We start from the raw sequence: 17,079 nt of genomic DNA, 5'->3' as shown, positions 1-17,079 counted from the left end.
CCCCCCTCAGCGCGAACCGTGCGCGCGACGGCGCTGTAGTTGGATGGTGTCGATCAGCGCGACCCTTGTCTGGCGCGGCAGATCGAGGATGTCGACGGCTGACCAGTGGTAGCTGGAGGCCAGCACGTGGATGTCGGACAGAAGCGCGCGCAACCGGGTGCGAAGGCGCGATGCGAGGTGGTTTCTCAGGACGAAGCGCTTGCGCACGACCTCGCCGCAGCGCGGGCAGGGGGCCTCGATGTCATCCGCCAGGATCGGGCAGGCCCTCGCGACATGCGCCTCGAAGGCGGCGATCCTCTCCGGAGGAAGGGCCGTCTCGCCTTGCCAAAGCCTGCTTGCCAGTGCGCTCCGATCCCGCTTTACCGATTTCAGGATCGCCCACGTCGGGAGCGCGTAGGGCGCCCCGTCGAAGGCTCTGCCCTCGTCCGGCGCCACCGCGCGGCGGACCCCGCCCACCCAGGCGTTGAGTGAGAACGCCACGGAGAATTTCTTGCCGCAATCCGGACAGTCGACGTTCTGGTCGATCGTGGCTCCGAATGTGCCTACGTAGAGATGCGCCAACATCAACTCGTAGTCGATGAGCGGAAGCTCGGGCAGGTCCTCCGACGACAGGCTGTCCTCGCCTTGCACAATAGCCAGCGGCATCAGCCGGTCTGGGTCTGCGCCCTGCCGGAACAGCGCTTGCTCGTCCAAAGGGCGGCACGAATAGCTACGCCGTTTCCCGACGCCATAAATGACATGTCCAGTCATCATCTGCCACATTACTCCCTGTGATCAGGGTTCCAGGTATTTCGTCAGGCTGTATTCGTACTGCAGCGAGAAGGTCAGAAACGTGTTCGCCTCGGCGTTGGAATCTAGCGCGTCCCAGGCGATCGAAGTCGGTAGACAGGCGAAAAGCTCATGCTGTATGCGCGGGCGCATCTGGCTGTCCTTGACGTGGATCATCACATTCTTCTTCATCCCGTCGACCGATATAGCACCGGCGCTGACGGGGCTGTGCACCAGTTCGAACCAGTTCAGCAGCGCAACATCGAGTACCTGTGCCTGCTTGATCTCGCAGGCCTCGTAGGTCACCGCGCCGGGGCTGTAGACCGAGTAGAGCTGGGTGCCGTCCTTGGACGGGTTCGCCGCGACATTCGACTTGATGGCGCCTATGGCGGTGACGGCAGCGACTGACTGACCTTCGAGAAACAATTCGAAATAGGCGTTGGTCAGAGGGGTAGGACGGACCGTGACGGGCGTAATGGGCATGATCGCTTCCCTTAGAATGAGGGTTGCTCGAACTTGTGCTGAACGTGAAGGTGAATGAATTCGGCAGGGAATAGCGGGGCGAAGAAGACCCAGACGTTCATGATGCCTAGCGCGATGTCGGTGGGTGAAGTCGTGGTCTCATCGCAGCGCACGTTGTAGGCGTCATCGACAGTCGCGCCGCGGAATGCCTTCCTCTCATAGAGGCCGTGCATGAAGGCGCGGCACATCATCTCGATGTTCGCCCAGGTGACTCGGTTGTTCGGTTTGAAGACGTATTCCTGCAGCGCCACCTGAAGCGAGTTCTTGATGAAGTCTGTCGTCATCCGGACGGGAATGTAGGCGAAATCGCGGTTCGAGAAGGCGTCGTCCCCCGCCAGCGTGCGGACGCCCCAAATGACGTTCCCGGTCGACTTGGCGCGCAGTGCGTTGATCCCGCGCGGGTTGATGACGCCGTTGTCGGCGTCCGACATCGGGTATTCGAGCCCGGTGACCCCGACGAGTGGCGCCGAGAGGCCTGCGGCGGCGTTCCAGACGCCGAGCCGCGCGACGGTTGAGGCGATCACACCCGCCATGGTGCCGGAAGGATCGACGTGGACCTGGGTGCGCCCGAGCGGCGTTCTGACCCGGGGCCAAAAGACGCAGGACACCTCGGGGATCACGCCGCTCTTGAACTCGATGAGCTGGGCTTTCGCGGTGACCTGGTCGACCGTCGACCAGGCGTTGTCGTCACTTCTCGGGTCCATGATGAGAAGTGCGTTCTGTTCGCGGCAAAAGGCGCTGGCGGCGCCCCAGATCCCGCCGCGCTGATCGTCGGTCTGCTGGTGGCCGCGGGGCAGGATCATCATGTTGAAGATATCGACTTCGCGCGAGACCCGCTGGAACACGGTCTGGTAATCCGTTAGTACCGGCATCTGACCGTCGCTGCCTGTCGTCGCGCCGCCGGCTTGTCCGAGACCGTAGGCTGGGCGGTTGGCCACGGCGTCGTCGACGTAGGCGATCGCGCCTCCGGTATCCAGGGTTCCCGCTTCGGAGGGCGTCAGCATGCCGTCGTCCCGGATGGCCCGGACCCGGTAGCCGATGCGGCTGAAGGTCCAGATGTCGCCCAGCGGATCGGCGGCGTTCAGCGTCGCCACCAGGCTATCGAGGTTGCCGGCGAGGCTCTCCAGCGAGAACGGCGTGCCGCCGTCCCCGTCGTCCATCGGGTTCGTCGCGCCCGCGACGCCCCAGCTCAGCCCCGAGATGGTGCCGTCCGCGGTGCCGTCCTCGAAGTCGATCGGCCAGGCCGCCCCGGCTCCGACGCCGAGCAACGCCTCGAGTGGTGTGATGTCGCCCGCCGCCGCGAAGGGCCGCGTCGTGACACCGGTCATCGCGGGCCGGTGATCCGAATAGAGCCCGACCTCGATCCCGCCCCTCAGGCTGCCGAGCGCGAGGGTTCCGGTGCCGTCGTTCTGCCCAGCGGGCAGGATGCGGATCGAGCGGGTACCGTCGGCACTGTCCACGGCGATCCGCAGGGCGATGCCGTTCCCGCTGTCGTGACCGGTGACGTTCACGCGGGCCGAGAGCGAACGGGCGATGAGCGACGCCTCGATCGCGTCGTGAATAGAGTTCGGGCTGATCGGCGGTGTCAGGATCGCCGTTACCTGGTCGCGGCCGTCGATCTCGACTGTGATCCGCTGTTCCTCCGCGATGTCGGCCAGGAAGGTGTCCAGCGCCGCCCCGTTGGCGAAGTAGGAACCGGACTGGCTGTAGACCTGATCCTCGTTGTTTATCGTTAAGTCCGGGGCGTCGTGGACAGCCGTCACGCGGACCAGTCTGGAAGCTCCGTTCACCACGCGTTGCACGAAGTTCGATGCCTGCGGGTCCATGGAGAGGTTGCTGTAGGCCTCGTTCTCGGCCTGCCCGAGGCGGCCCTGATCGTCGACCGTCTCGCGCCAGAGTGTCATGTTGAAGGTCAGTTCGGGATCGAGTGTGTCGTAGTCGACCGCGACCCGGATCGCGTCGCCGAGGACGCCGGCGTCAACCGCCTCGACGCGGAGCGCGTCATTGCTGAACTCGCTCTCGATGACATGATGCGCCGCGCGTGGGCTATTGGCCGTGCGGACGACCACCGCGCTCCCGAGGCCCGCCGTGAAGGCCTGGCGCATCTGTATGCCGAGCTCGCCGTAGGTCAGGTCGTCGCCGAACCGTGCGACGTATTGCTCGAAACTGCGGACCGCGATGGGCGTGTTGATCGGGCCTTTCCGTGCCATGCCGATAGCGAGAAGTCGGTTGGAAATTGCGCCACGGGCGACAGACTGGCCGGAAGGATGCTCAAAGGTGCGAACTCCAGGGGATAACATAATCGACATTTGTCTCACCTAGGATTAAATGCAATGCGACTTAGAGGTTGTTTACAAATAAAAGCAACTGACTGACTTTAAAATGAATTTTCAATTCAGCGAGTCCATTATTAGCAGCTTTGTCTACACATAGTGTTATATACAGCAGGAGGAGTTGGCGTCGTAGCCCGCAACCCCATCCAGTTCCAGCCTGGGCTGTCGTTCCCGGCGCCGTAGTCCGAAAACGGTACCGATCCGATGCTGCGTTGATTACTTTTCTCAACTTAGCCCGGGGTATCCCGGTTTGCCATGATGCCGGGAGTGAATTTCCTCGGCCGGCCCGTGAGGCGGCCGGTTGGCAGCGAGTGGTGTTGCAGAAAGGCCAAACAGAACATGGCCATAGGCGAGTGGATCGGCTTCGAGACGGGGCGACGGAGGCGTTGTGCCCTGGGCTTGCCTTCTTTATATGAGGCAATGCATATAAAAAATTTGTCTTTATTAGTATTTATTTTTAGTACCAAAGGATGAGACGGTCCTTCCACGGAGAAAAGGCCGGGTGTCGGCAAGGGTTTTTGGCCATGAGGCGTCGAGAAAATAAAGGAACTCTGAGCGTCCTGGTGCACCGATGCGGGGCCGGAGGTTGGATTCACCAATCGCGACTCGCTCGTCTTGGGAGGCCCTTTTCGATCGGGAAAACGCAGGCTCAGAGGGCCGTGAGGTCGGAATATGACGCCGTGCTATCTCGACAGATGGACTTTCATGCCGGCACATGGCCGTCATGCGGTTCCCCTGCTGGAGGCTCCGACGTTACCGGCTTGCCTTGGGCGGGTGTGCCGTCTGTCGTCCGACGGCGTGAGGGCTCTCGCCCTGCGCCGTCGGCCGCCGGACTAGACTGGGAGTGGGCCCGGGCATCTCCCTGTCGTGGGTAGCGGTCGACCGGGCCAATCAGGGGGGACTGGGGGCATCCGCCGTCCTGCGAGGTCGCAAGCCCGCCTTGTCCACGATGGCCGGAGGGGGCCGAGATGAAGGTCGATCCGCGGCACAGTCGTCAGGCGCTGCTGGCGGGGCTGGCACTGCTGGGGTTGGTGGCACTGGGGCTCTGGGTCTACCAGTCCGGCTGGATCGACCCCGACCGCCTGGAGCGCCTGGGCCTGAGGCTGGGGCCCTGGGGGCCACCGGCACTGGCGGGCGTGATGGCGCTCACGGTGGTGGTGGGGCCGATTCCGACCATGGTGGTCAGCGTGGCGGCCGGGATGCTCTATGACCCGCTACTGGCGTTCCTGCTGAGCATGGCCGGTGCCCTGCTGGGGGCCAGCCTGAGCTTCTGGATCGCCCGGTGGGTGGGGCGGGCGGTGATCGAGCGGTTGTTCCATGGCCGGGTGGCGCTGTTCCCCGAGTGTCCCCAGCGCCTCCTCTTCGGCATGGTGCTGCTGGCGAGGCTGATTCCCGTGCTCTCCTTCGCCCTGATCAGCTATGCGGCGGGACTGACGGCGCTGACCACCGGCCGCTTCCTGGTGGCGACGGCACTGGGCATGGCCCCCATGACCCTGATCTATGTGCTGGCGGGGAAGGGGATCGCCCTCGACAGCGGTTGGGCGATGGCGGTCGGGCTGGTGGTCGTGGGCGTGTTGATCGCCCTGCCTCGGCTGGTCGATGCCGGCTGGATCCCCGTGCCCAGGCGTTGGCGGACGTTCGTCGACCACTTCCGGCATCCTCGCTAGGGCGCCCGCCCCCGCTCAGCGCGGTTCTGAGCGATAGACCCCGAAGTGGTCCAGCCCGCGGTCGGCCAGGTGGAGCGCCTGCATGCGACTCATCACGCCCTGGTCGCAGAACAGCAGGTAGTGCCGGTCCCGGGGCAGGGCCGGGGCGCGTTCCTGCAGTTCGTAGAAGGGAATCTCCAGCAGCGGTACCTCGCCGACCTCCAGCGGTGCGGCCTCCTGCTGCGCCGGCGCGCGGATGTCGATCACGCAGGGGGCGTGCAGCGCCGAAAGCGCCTGCGGTGAGTCCACCGTCAGCACCTCGCCGAGTGGCCCGGCGGGCTCCCCGAGCCGATCGCTGCGGGTGGCGACGGCGGCCTCCAGGGCGGCATCCAGCACCGAGAAGTCGAAGTCGGCCTCGGCGGCGTCGAGCCGCTGGGCGTCGGTCCTGATATGCGGTCGCCGCGAGATCACGCCGCAGTATTCCGGCATGGTCTCGGCGAAGCGGGCCGTATCGAGCTCCCGTGCCTGATCGATGATGGCCTGCTTGTCCTCGGTGAGCAGCGGGCGAAGGATGGGGACCGGGCTGGCGGCATCGATCTGGCCGAGGTTGGTGAGCGTCTGGCTCGACACCTGGGCGATGGCGTCACCCGTGACCAGCGCCGGGATCCTCGCCCGCTGGGCGACCCGGCCGGCGGCACGCACCATCATGCGTTTCAGGACGACCCCCATCAGCCCGTCGGGCACGCTGCGCAGGATTTCCCCGACCACGCCCTCGAAGGGCACCGAGAGGAAGCGGACCCGGTGCGAGGCGCCGTAACGGGCCCAGAGGTGATGGGTGACCTCGCGGACGCCGGCTTCATGGGCCGGGCCACCCAGGTTGAAGAAGATGAAGTGCGTCTTCACGCCCCGGCGCATCATGCGCCACGCGGCCACCGGCGAGTCGAACCCCCCCGATATCAGCGCCAGGGCCTGGCCCTGCACGCCCAGCGGATAGCCGCCGATGCCCGGCCAGCGGGCACGGATGACCTGGAGGCGGCCGTTGGTGAGCTCCACCGGCACCACCACCTCCGGATGGCCCAGGTCGACCCTGGCGGAGGGCGCCGCGCGGAGCAGGGCGCTGCCCAGGTGGCGCTCCATATCCTCCGAGGTGAAGTCATGCTGCCCCCGGCGCTTGGCCTTGACGCGAAAGCGGCGACCCTCGATGAGCGGGCGCCAGAGGGGGACGAGGCGCGCGGCGATATCGTCCAGGGAGACGAAGGGCACATCCTCCGCCGCCAGGATCTCCTGGATGCCGGGGATGCGGGCCAGGTCGTCCTCGATGGTCGCGGTGAGGCCAGGGCTCAGGCCGGCGGGCAGTCGCACGCGAAGCGAGTCCCATTGGTCACGAACCCGGATGCGCTCGTCATGGCGGCGCAGGATGGTGCGGATATTGCCGGTCAGGCAGCGAGTCATCTGCTGTCGGGCCGAGCGCGACTTGATGGTGATCTCGGGGTGCAGCTTGATCAGGTAGGACATGCGGCGAGGCGTTGAAAAAGTGTCGTGCCATTCTATCAGGCGTCGCCGCGAGGTGCAGGGGCGTGGCGGCTGGCGGCACCGCGGTGGCCGCCACGCGACCCCGTCGCGGTCAGTAGAGGGCCTGCTCCTCGCGGACGACTTCCTTGAGCAGCTCCAGGAAGAGGCGGTCGGCCTCGGAGTGCTCGGCGGGATCCTCCGGGATGTGCACGCTGGTGGTGTCCGAGATCTCGTTGGCGATGCGGGCCATGACATCGGCCTGGTCGCCGTCGCCGAGGCGCTGCCGGGCGATCACCAGGGACTGTTCGAGGATCTTGGGGTCCTGGAGCAGCTTCTTGATGAAGCTGCGTAGCTCGTTGATCACACGGGTCTTCTGGATTTCCGATGAGGACATGGCGTTCTCCTTGTGCGGGCCGGTGCTGTCTTGCCGAGACGATACCATGTTTGGCCCCGGGCGCGAGAGGCCGGAGCCATGCCGTGTAAGACATCGCTTATATGGTTCGTGGTCGATCACTTACAGGGAATCCCTTCGGACCGGCTGCCAAGCCTGACAAACCTTGTTAATGTGTGTAACAGTATGTTGTATGTAATGCTGGGGACAAGGGATTTCTCATGCTGGCGCATGATGGGCCGGCGCCGCAGGACATGAGGCATCCCCACAAGAAAGGCAGGAGGCAGGTAGACGCCTGTGGTATCGGCCAGCGTGCGTCTCCCCATGCCTCCGCCCGATTACGCACAACGAAGGGAACTGCCATGACACGCGCGCGCACCAAGCCGTCATCGACCAGGATCGGGAAGCGCCTCGCCAGGGGCGTGGCCGCCGGTGCCACCCTGGTCCTGTTGCCCCTCGCCTCGGCGGTGGCGCAATCGTTGCCCTCCGGGTTGATGTCGCCAGGCGCCGCCGACCTTCGGCAGGTGGTGCAACAGGCCATTTCCACCAATCCCGAGGTCCAGGCCGCCTGGCGCTCCTTCCAGGCCTCGGGACATGATGCCCGCGCGGCCTGGGGCAACTACCTGCCCAGCGTCGACGTCAATGCCGGGGTGGGCATCGAGGATCGCGAGAACGATGGGCGGGGTAGCTACGACACCGATTACGCCGAGCTGGCCTTGACCCAGATGCTCTACGACGGCTTCGCCACCCGCAGCGAGGTCGAGCGCCTCGACCGCGCGGAACGGGTGCGCTACTACGAGCTGCTCGGCGCCAGTGAGGAGGTGGCCCTGGAGGCCGCCCGGGCCTACCTCGATGTGCAGCGTTACCGCGAGCTGGTGCGGCTCGCCCAGGACAACTATCGCAAGCACCTGGAAGTCTTCAACCAGATCGAGCTGCGGGTGGCGTCCGGGGCCGGTCGCCGGGTCGACCTGGAACAGATCAGCGGCCGCCTGGCCCTGGCCGAGTCCAACCTGATGACCGAGGCGTCCAACCTGCATGACGTGACCGCCCGCTATCAGCGCATCGTCGGCGATCTCCCGGCGGCGAGCCTGGCGCCGGCACCGACCTTCGACGACCGGCTACCCGCCGATGTCTCCCGGGCCCTCGACCTGGCCTTCCAGGGCAACCCGGAATTCCACGCCGCCATCGAGAACATCGCCGCTTCCCGGGCGCAGCGACGCGGCACCCGGTCCGACTTCCAGCCCCGGCTCGACCTGGTGGGGCGTACCGGCACCTATCAGGATGGCGACAGCACCAGCCTGTTGACGCCGGACGAGCGGCAGGACCGCCACAGCATCGAGCTGGTGGCCAGCATGAACCTGTACCGTGGTGGCAGCGACCTGGCGGAGTTCCGTGCCGCCAGCGACCGGGTCGAGCAGGCCATCGACCTGCGCGAGAAGGCCTGCGTGGATCTCCGCCAGACCATCCAGGTCGCTTACAACGATACCCGGCGGCTGCGCGAGCAGCTGGCCTACCTCAATCAGCATCGCCAGTCCACCGACCGGGTGCGCGGAGCCTACCAGCAGCAGTTCGATATCGGCCAGCGCAGCCTGCTCGATGTGCTCGACACCGAGAACGAGTTCTTCGAGGCCAGCCGTGCCCATGTCAACGCCCAGTATGACGTGGCCCTGGCCGACGCCCGTACCCTGGCCGCGATGGGCCAGCTGATGCAGGTGCTGGAGGTGCGCCGCGACGATCTGCCCAGCCTGTCGGAACTGGGCGGCGAGGGCGTTCGACTCGACCCCGAGACGATCTGTCCGGCGCCGGGACCCAGCGGCTATACCCTGGCGGACTTCACCGACGGCATCACCCCGGCCCCGACCCGGGCCCCGGACGTGACCCTCTCCGCCGATGCCCTGTTCGAGATCAACAGCGCCGAGCTGAGCCTCGAGGCCCGCGAGGAGCTGCGCTCGCTGGCCGAGCGGATTCGCGCGCGCAACGACCTGGTGCGCGTGTACATCGCCGGCCATGCCGATGCCACGGGGACCGATGCCATCAACGAGCCGCTGTCGCGGCGGCGTGCCGAGAGCGTGGGGGAGTATCTGGTGGCCCAGGGCGTCTCGGCCGGCCTGATCGAGACCGAAGGGTTCGGGTCGCGTCGTCCGGTGGCCACCAATGACACCGTGGAGGGACGGGGTCAGAACCGCCGGGTGGAGGTCACCCTGGAGCGGGTCGGGGAACATCTCGACCTGAGCCAGCGCGCGCCCGGCCTTCAGGGGCGCGTCGCGGGATGAGGCCAAGCCGGAGTCGTCGGGCTCCCGGCGCCCGTGACCGAATGCAGAGGTGTCCGTGACACAACAGGAAACCCTGGGAGAGGGCGTCGGTGCCGGCTCGGCGATTAGTGACGAACTGCTGGCGTGCCTGCAGACGCTCGCCCTCGTCCATGATCATGACGTCAGCGCGGAAGCGCTGACCGCCGGCCTGCCCCTGGAGGCCGGGCGGCTCACCCCGGGGGTCTTCCCCAGAGCGGCGGCCCGTGCCGGCATGTCGGCACGAATCGTCAAGTCCCGCCTGGTGCAGTTGAATCCCGCCCTGTTCCCGGCCGTGTTGCTGCTCGAGCCCGGGCGAGCCTGCGTACTGGTGGCCCTCGACCTGAGGTCCCGCCGCGCCCGGGTGATCTTTCCCGAGCTCGGCGAGGCCGAGACCGAGGTCGAACTCGACGGCTTGCAGCGCAGCTACAGCGGCCAGGCCATCTACGTGCGTCCGCGCTTTCGCTTCGATGCCCGAGGCCCGGAGGTCCGGCGCCAGTCCTCACGGCACTGGTTCTGGGGCGTGATCCGCGAGAACCGCCGGCTCTATCGAGACGTGATCGCCGGCTCCGTGGTGATCAACCTGTTCGCGGTCGCCATGCCGCTGTTCGTGCTCAACGTCTACGACCGGGTGGTGCCCAACCATGCCACCGAGACGCTCTGGGTGCTCGCGGTGGGCATCTTCGTGGTGCTGTGCTTCGACCTGGCCCTGCGCCTGATGCGCAATGCCTTCGTCGACCTGGCGGCGAGCCGGGCCGACGTCAAGCTGTCCTCGGCGATCATGTCCCGGGTGCTGGGACTGCGCATGGCGGCACGACCCGCTTCCACCGGCTCCTTCGCGGCGACGCTACAATCCTTCGAGTCGGTGCGCGCCTTCATCGGCTCCGCCACGGTGGTCGGATTGGTCGACCTGCCCTTCGTGCTGCTGTTCGCCGGCATCATCGCCCTGATCGGGCCGCCGCTGGTGATTCCGGTGCTGGTCGGCATCGCCTTCGTGCTGCTCTATGCCCTGGCGGCACAGGGCAAGCTGCACGAGCTGTCCGAGACGACCTGGCGGGCGAGTGCCCAGCGCAATGCCACCCTGGTGGAGTCGGTCTCCCAGCTCGAGACCGTCAAGACGCTGCGCGGCGAGAGCCGCATCCAGGGCACCTGGGAGCGGGCCTCGGCCTTCCTCTCGCGCACCGCGGCCCAGCTGAGGCTGGTGAGTTCCTCGGTATCCAGTGTGGCGTTGTGGGCCCAGCATAGCGTGGCGGTCGTGGTGATTCTCATCGGGGTCTACCTGATCATCGACGGCCAGCTGACCCAGGGCGGCCTGATCGCCGCCTACCTGCTCTCCTCCCGGGCCATGGCGCCGGTGAGCCAGGCGGCGGCGCTCCTGGCCCAGTACCACCAGTCGGCCACGGCCCTGCGGTCCCTGGAGGAGGTGATGCAGCTGCCGGTCGAGCGACCGGACGGACAGCGCTTCATCGATCGCCCGGTGGTCCGGGGCGATATCCGCTTCGACAAGGTGACCTTCCGCTATCCCGGGGAGGAGCAGGATGCCCTGCGGGACGTGTCGCTGAGCATCGAGGCGGGCGAGAAGGTGGCGCTGCTGGGTCGGGTCGGTTGCGGCAAGACCACCCTCAACAAGCTCGTACTGGGCCTGTATGTGCCTTCCAGCGGGGCGGTGAGGCTCGACGACGTGGACATTCGCCAGTTCGACCCCATCCAGCTGCGGCGCCATATCGGCTATGTGCCCCAGGACGTGAGCCTGTTCCATGGCAGCTTGCGGGACAACATCGTGGCCGGTGGGGGCAGCGATGGCGTCGAGGACGAGGCGCTGCTGCGTGCCATCGAGCTCGGCGGCCTCGAAGAGCTGGTGAATGGGCATCCCCAGGGCGTCGCGCTGAACGTCGGCGAGCGGGGGCGACGGCTCTCGGGCGGGCAGCGCCAGGCCGTGGCCATCGCCCGGGCCCTGGTCCATGACCCCCAGGTACTGCTGCTCGACGAGCCGTCGAGTTCCATGGACCACTCCAGCGAGGAGGCCTTCAAGGCCAGGCTCAAGCGCTATGCCCAGGGCAAGACCATGGTGGTGGTGACCCATCGCACCTCGCTGCTGTCCCTGGTCGATCGCATCGTCGTCATCGACGCCGGCAGGGTCGTGGCCGACGGGCCCCGGGACACGGTGGTGGAGGCCCTGCGCAAGGGCCAGATCGGGAGGGCCGGCGGATGAGGTCCTCGCGTCGCAGTGCCGAGCAGCAGGGGTTCGAGGCCATTGGTCGGTTCTCCGAGACCGGCGGACGTCCCTTCCGGCCCTTCATCGATCGCCTCTTCGCCCGCCGCGTGACGGCGGCGCATCTCGATCGCGACTGGGCGAGCGACGCCGACTGGGCCCGGTTGCAGCAGGATCCGTTGCGGGCCAGGGCCTTCCTCTATGGGGTGCTGCTGGCGGTGGCGGCCCTCATTGCCTGGTCGGCCTTTGCCGCCATCGACGAGGTGACCCGCGGGGTCGGGCGGGTGATCCCCTCCAGCCAGCTGCAGAGGGTGCAGTCCTTCGATGGCGGGGTGGTGCAGGAGATCCTGGTCGCGGAGGGCGACCGGGTGGTGGCGGGGCAGCTGCTGATGCGCATCGACCCGACGCGCTTCCTGGCCACCTTCCGGGAGAACCGCGCCAAGGCCCAGGCCCTCGAGGCCCGCGCCGAGCGCCTGAGGGCGCTGGTCACGGCGTCCGAGTTCACGCCCTCCGCGTCACTGGGCGAGGAGGCTCCGGAACTCGTGGCCCGGGAGCGGGAGCTCTACGAGAGCAGCCTGGAGGCGCTGGCCGAGCAGAGGAACATCCTCGAGGAGCGCCTGGCGCAGCGTCGCGCCGAGCTGGACGAGGCCCGATCGCGGCGTGATACCGCGGCGCGGGATCTGGACATGGCTGGCCGGGAGCTGAACCTGACCCGCCCGCTGCTGGAGAGCGGGGCGGTCTCCGAGGTCGAGGTGCTGCGGCTGCAGCGCGAGGTCTCCCAGGCCAGCGGCGAGCGGAACCAGGCGGCGTCCCAGGTGGAGCGGCTGCAGGCCGCCATCGAGGAGGCCCAGGCGCAACTCCGCGAGGTGACCCTGGAAGCCCGCAACGAGTGGCGCAATGAGCTCTCCCGGACGCTCGGGGAGCTGGGGGCGCTGGATGAATCGAGTACCGGCCTCGAGGATCGGGTGCGGCTGGCGGAGATCCGTTCGCCCGTCGAGGGGGTCGTGCAGCGCCTGGGGGTCACCACCCTCGGGGGCGTGGTGCAGCCTGGCCAGGAGGTGGTCGATATCGTGCCCACCGACGATGCCCTGCTGGTGGAGGCGCGCATCGCCCCCCAGGACATCGCCTTCCTGCATCCGGGGCAGCCGGCGATCATCAAGCTCACCGCCTACGATTTCGCCATCTACGGTGGCCTGGAAGCCGAGCTCGACCATATCAGCGCCGACACCATCACCGACGAGGAGGGCAACACCTTCTATCTGGTTCGGGTCCGTACCCGGGAGGGCGGCAACGCGCACGAGGCGCTGGACGTGATTCCCGGAATGACCGCTCAGGTGGATATCCTCACCGGCAAGCGCACGGTAATGCAGTACCTTCTCCAGCCGGTCCTGCGGGTCTGGGACAATGCCATGGGAGAGCGATGATGGCGCAGCTGTTCGTGTGCCGGGGAGGCGACGAGATGCCTCGTTGGCGCGAGGCCTTCGCCGAGGCCCGACTGGTCGGGCCCGGCCAGGCGCGGGCTCAGGCCGGTACCGGAGACCGGGTCTGGGTGATGAGCGACCTGGAGGCCTGGCCGAGACTCGTCGCCACCCTCAGTCAACGTGGTGCCATCCTCTGTGTGCTGAGCCATGCGCCGAATTCCCTCGAGGCCTTCCAGGCGCTGGGGGCCGGCGCCCGGGGCTATGCCCATGCCCTCTCGCCGCCCGAGCTGTTGCGCCAGGTGGAGACGGTGGTGACCCACCAGGGCATCTGGGTCTGGCCGGAACTGCTCGCCCGGGTGGTGGGCGGTGCCTTCCGCACCCTGGGAGGCGAGGCCATGTTGCAGGAGGAGACCCTGGCGTGCCTGACCGAACGCGAGCGGGCGGTGGCACTGGCCGTGGCCGAGGGGCTGAGCAACAAGGCCGTGGCCAGGCGCCTGGCCATCACCGAGCGAACGGTCAAGGCACACCTGGGGGCCGTGTTTCGCAAGCTCGGCGTGCGCGACCGCATGCAGCTGATCCTCAAGCTCTCCCGCCAGGAACAGAATGCGCTGTGATCGCCGCCCCCTGTCGCGACTCGGCCGGGTGACGGCTTGCCCCTGTTACCCCTTGTCACCCTGTCCATCGGTCCAATACCGATGCATGGCTCCACCCCCTAACTTGAAGGTATGAGGGCCGAGTAGTACCGCCTCGTGTCTCGGCTGGTGTCTATCAAGGGAGCATGCCATGACCATCGCCACCGTTCTTTCCATCACCGGTCAGGCCTGGGCACGTGACGCCGACGGCCAGCTGCGTGAACTCCGCGTCGGCGACAGCCTGCAGGAGGGTGAGACCCTCGTCACCTCGGACAATGGCCGGGTGATACTCGACTTCGGCGACCCTCTCGAGCCGACGACGATCGGCGAAGGCCGGGAGGTCGTCATGACGCCCGAGCTCGCCCCCGATGCGGCTGTCGAGGCGGCGGATGCCAGCGCCCAGGATGCGGACCTCGAGGCCCTGCTGACGGCCATCGGCGAGGGCCGGGGGGACCTGCTCGAGGATCTGGACGCGACCGCGGCCGGGGCCGGGGCCGGCGGTGGCAGTGATGGGGGGCACGGTTTCGTGCGCCTGGCGCGAATCAGCGAGAGCGTCGATCCGCTGACCTTCGACTTCGCTGCCACGGCGCTGGAGGGACCCGACGAGGTCCCGCTCGAGGGCGGGGCCGTGGCGGTGGAAGACTCCGATGATGTGCCGGTGGTGGGCGCCGAGGATCTCGATGGCGACGGCGTGGCGACGGAAGATCCCGATGATGTGCCGGTGGTGGGCCCCGAGGATCTCGATGGCGACGGCGTGGCGACGGAAGATCCCGATGATGTGCCGACGGTGGCCACGCCCGACCCCGGTGGCGACGGCGACGTGGTCTGGGAGTCCGCGCTGCCCGAGGGCAGCGGCGGCGGCACTACGACCACCAGCGGCCGCCTGCAGATCGACACCGGCGACGATCAACTGGCGCTGATCGAGGTGCAGGACGCCAACGGCGCCTGGATCGCCATCACCGCCGACGGCACCACCGTGCAGGGCGCCCATGGCACCCTGACGGTCGACACAGACGGCGGCTGGCGCTACAGCCTCGACGCCAACACCCTGGACCATGCCGGTACCGGCCTGACGGGCGACGCCGACCGGGTGCAGGAGCCGTTCGCGGTGCGGGTCACCGACGACGACGGCGATGTCTCGCCGGAGGCGACCCTGACCCTCAGCATCAACGACGACGGCCCGAGCATCACGGCCAGCGTGTCCGATGGCGACGGCGTGACCCTCAACACCCAGGACGCCGAGCTCACCGACACCGCCACGGCCAGCTTTGCCGCTGCCTTCACGGTGGGCAGCAGTGCCTATGGCGCCGACGGAGCCGGCACCACCAACTGGAGCTATGCGCTCGAACTGGCGGCGGCCGACGGCAGCGACTCGGGCCTGACCAGTGGTGGCGATCCCGTCTATCTCTACCTGGTCGGCGGCGAGGTCATCGGCGCCACGGCCGCGAGCGCCGCTGCGGTGGCCGACGTCAACACCGTCTTCACCCTGGCGGTGGATGCCAGCGGCAGCGTGACCCTGACTCAGAGGGCGGCGCTCGACCACGACACCGCCGATACCGGCGACTACGCCAGTGACCGGCAAGGGCTGGACACGGGGCTGGTGAACCTGGTGGGCACGGTGATCATCACCGACGGCGAGGGTGACACGGCCAGCGACAGCGAGACGATGGATCTGGGCGGCAACCTCCTGTTCGATGACGACGGCCCCAAAGCCTTCTTCCCCCAGGCCGCCCATGTCCTGCTGGCGGTCGATGCGGCGGAAGCGACACAGCAGCCTGTGACGCAGTCACTGAACTTCCTGCCGGGCACGGATGGGCTCGGCGATATCGTCTTCGACCTGGCGCTGGTGGATGGCAAGCAGGCCTTCCTCGGCGTCGAGGGAGATCAGCTCTACCTCCATAACGAGGCGCTTTATCTCCAGTACACGGACGACACCCACCACGGCATCCAGGCCGTCACCGAGAGTGGTGACATCGGCTTCGAGGCGACGATCGATACCGAGGGCAATGTCGCCTACACGGTCTTCTCGGGCTCCTTCATGACGGACGGCAAGCTCACCACGGTGACCGAGCTGGATGGTATCGGGGGTGGCAATGTCGCCTTCAAGGGGCTGAATATCGGCACCAAGCAGGCGCCGGATCCGGATGGCACGGATGATGTCCTGGTGTCCTCGGAGATCCTTCCCCTGGACGATACGGACCAGGGTACCGTCAACACTACCAACGCGACCCTGGGGGTTGGCCAGGGGGCCGAGATTTCCAGCGGCGAGATCGTGCGCTTTGACCTGGTCAACAATCTCTCGGTCGATGACACCCGGAATGCCGAGTCGTACAGCTTCGATGGGTATCAGCAGACCCTGGCCTTTTCGCAGAGTATCGTCGTCTCCGGTGGCAAGGAAGCGAGCTTCTACCTGCGGATCTATTCCATGGGGCTGGAGAATGCTGCCACGGACCAGACGCAGTCCCTGGTCTCCGGCCCCGGCGGCGAGGGTCAGCTGTCCCTCGCCGCCGGCGAGGTCAGGATCTACGACGAGACCGGCATCGAACAGTCGGGTCATGTCACCGCCCGCGCCGACGGCTCGGTGCGGGTCGAGGGGCTCCAGGATGGCTGGAGCTTCGCGATCGTCAGCGTCGATGGCAGCCTGGATCCCGAGGCCTTCAATGCCGTCGAGATCGAGGGGGCCGAACTGGCCGATGGCGCTACCACCAGCCTCAAGCTGGGAGGCTTCAGCTATGGTGTGGAGCCGAGCCTTTCTCCCGTGAGCTTCGAGCTGCCGGTCACCGGAGAGGATGCGGATGGTGACAACCTCGATGGTCGGGTCGCTATCACCCTTTACCCCGATTCGGAGAGCATCGTGGGTGACAGTCAGGACAATAGGCTGTCGGGCACCGGCGAGGATGACAGCCTGTTCGGTCTCGAGGGTGACGATACCCTGATGGGCGGACAAGGCGACGATGTCCTGGCCGGTGGCCTGGGTGCCGATACCTTCGCCTGGCAGTTCGGCGACGGGGGCGATCAAGGCGTGCCGGGGACGCCCGCTTCCGATCTCGTCGCCGACTTCAACCTGAACGAAGCCGACGAGGGCGATGCGCTCCTGCTGAGTGACCTGTTGCAGGACAGCGATGCCGGCTCGGACTTCGCCAACTACCTCCATGCCATCGACGATGGTCAAGGCAACACGCTGCTGCACGTCAGTACCAGTGGCGCCTTCAGTGACGGCTTCAGTTCGGCGGAGTCGGACCAGGTCATCGCCTTGAATGGCGTCAGCATGGAGGGCGCCGATTCCTCCGCCTTCATTCAGTCCCTGATCGACAGTGGCCAGCTCGATATCGAGTGAACCAGAGCCGCATCCGC

Annotated in this window: 11 protein-coding genes; 6 read left to right on the top strand and 5 right to left on the bottom strand. The window is 67.0% G+C overall.

Going from position 1 to position 17,079, the window contains the following annotated elements:
* Positions 1-6: 6 nt before the first annotated feature.
* The 3 genes from FHR97_RS15460 to FHR97_RS15450 are packed head-to-tail and all read right to left on the bottom strand — an operon-like array spanning position 7 to position 3,599.
* Positions 7-753: a T4 family baseplate hub assembly chaperone gene (locus FHR97_RS15460; RefSeq protein ID WP_183384693.1), complete on the bottom strand. Its 747-nt coding sequence runs from the start codon at positions 751-753 to the stop codon at positions 7-9.
* 21 nt (positions 754-774) lie between these two features.
* Positions 775-1,251 (bottom strand): phage tail protein, encoded by a 477-nt coding sequence (locus FHR97_RS15455; RefSeq protein WP_183384692.1) that lies wholly within the window; start codon positions 1,249-1,251, stop codon positions 775-777.
* Between the two features lie 11 nt (positions 1,252-1,262).
* The gene (locus FHR97_RS15450; RefSeq protein WP_183384691.1) at positions 1,263-3,599 is read right to left on the bottom strand and encodes a phage tail sheath family protein; all 2,337 of its coding nucleotides are present in this window, start codon (positions 3,597-3,599) and stop codon (positions 1,263-1,265) included.
* Positions 3,600-4,591: 992 nt separating this feature from the next.
* On the opposite strand from FHR97_RS15450, the gene FHR97_RS15445 reads away from it, so the two are divergent.
* Complete coding sequence (locus FHR97_RS15445) at positions 4,592-5,290, top strand: TVP38/TMEM64 family protein (protein WP_183384690.1); 699 nt, start codon at positions 4,592-4,594, stop codon at positions 5,288-5,290.
* 15 nt (positions 5,291-5,305) lie between these two features.
* Here FHR97_RS15445 and thiI read toward each other — a convergent pair whose 3' ends face one another.
* Together thiI and FHR97_RS15435 are read right to left on the bottom strand one after the other, a co-directional pair.
* Positions 5,306-6,784, bottom strand: coding sequence for a tRNA uracil 4-sulfurtransferase ThiI (gene thiI, locus FHR97_RS15440; RefSeq protein WP_183384689.1), 1,479 nt, complete (start codon positions 6,782-6,784; stop codon positions 5,306-5,308).
* Between the two features lie 109 nt (positions 6,785-6,893).
* Complete coding sequence (locus FHR97_RS15435; protein WP_183384688.1) at positions 6,894-7,175, bottom strand: hypothetical protein; 282 nt, start codon at positions 7,173-7,175, stop codon at positions 6,894-6,896.
* A gap of 359 nt (positions 7,176-7,534) precedes the next feature.
* Between FHR97_RS15435 and FHR97_RS15430 the strand changes: the two genes are divergently transcribed.
* From FHR97_RS15430 to FHR97_RS15410, 5 genes are all read left to right on the top strand, one after another.
* On the top strand, positions 7,535-9,445 hold the full coding sequence (locus tag FHR97_RS15430) for a TolC family outer membrane protein (protein WP_246404074.1): 1,911 nt from the start codon (positions 7,535-7,537) through the stop codon (positions 9,443-9,445).
* A 55-nt stretch (positions 9,446-9,500) separates the two neighbouring features.
* Positions 9,501-11,672: a type I secretion system permease/ATPase gene (locus FHR97_RS15425; protein WP_343065611.1), complete on the top strand. Its 2,172-nt coding sequence runs from the start codon at positions 9,501-9,503 to the stop codon at positions 11,670-11,672.
* A complete protein-coding gene (locus FHR97_RS15420) occupies positions 11,669-13,096 on the top strand; it encodes an HlyD family type I secretion periplasmic adaptor subunit (protein WP_183384687.1) in 1,428 nt (475 codons plus the stop codon). The genes FHR97_RS15425 and FHR97_RS15420 overlap by 4 nt, the downstream gene beginning before the upstream one ends.
* Complete coding sequence (locus FHR97_RS15415; protein WP_183384686.1) at positions 13,096-13,707, top strand: response regulator transcription factor; 612 nt, start codon at positions 13,096-13,098, stop codon at positions 13,705-13,707. Before FHR97_RS15420 ends, FHR97_RS15415 begins: the two co-directional genes overlap by 1 nt.
* Positions 13,708-13,876: 169 nt before the next feature.
* On the top strand, positions 13,877-17,062 hold the full coding sequence (locus tag FHR97_RS15410; protein ID WP_183384685.1) for a retention module-containing protein: 3,186 nt from the start codon (positions 13,877-13,879) through the stop codon (positions 17,060-17,062).
* Positions 17,063-17,079 lie beyond the last annotated feature (17 nt).

The sequence above is a fragment of the Halomonas stenophila genome, assembly GCF_014192275.1.
In the GTDB taxonomy this organism is placed as follows: Bacteria; Pseudomonadota; Gammaproteobacteria; order Pseudomonadales; family Halomonadaceae; genus Halomonas; species Halomonas stenophila.
Note: the sequence above shows the minus strand (reverse complement) of the source record. Positions and strands in the feature narration are given on the sequence as shown.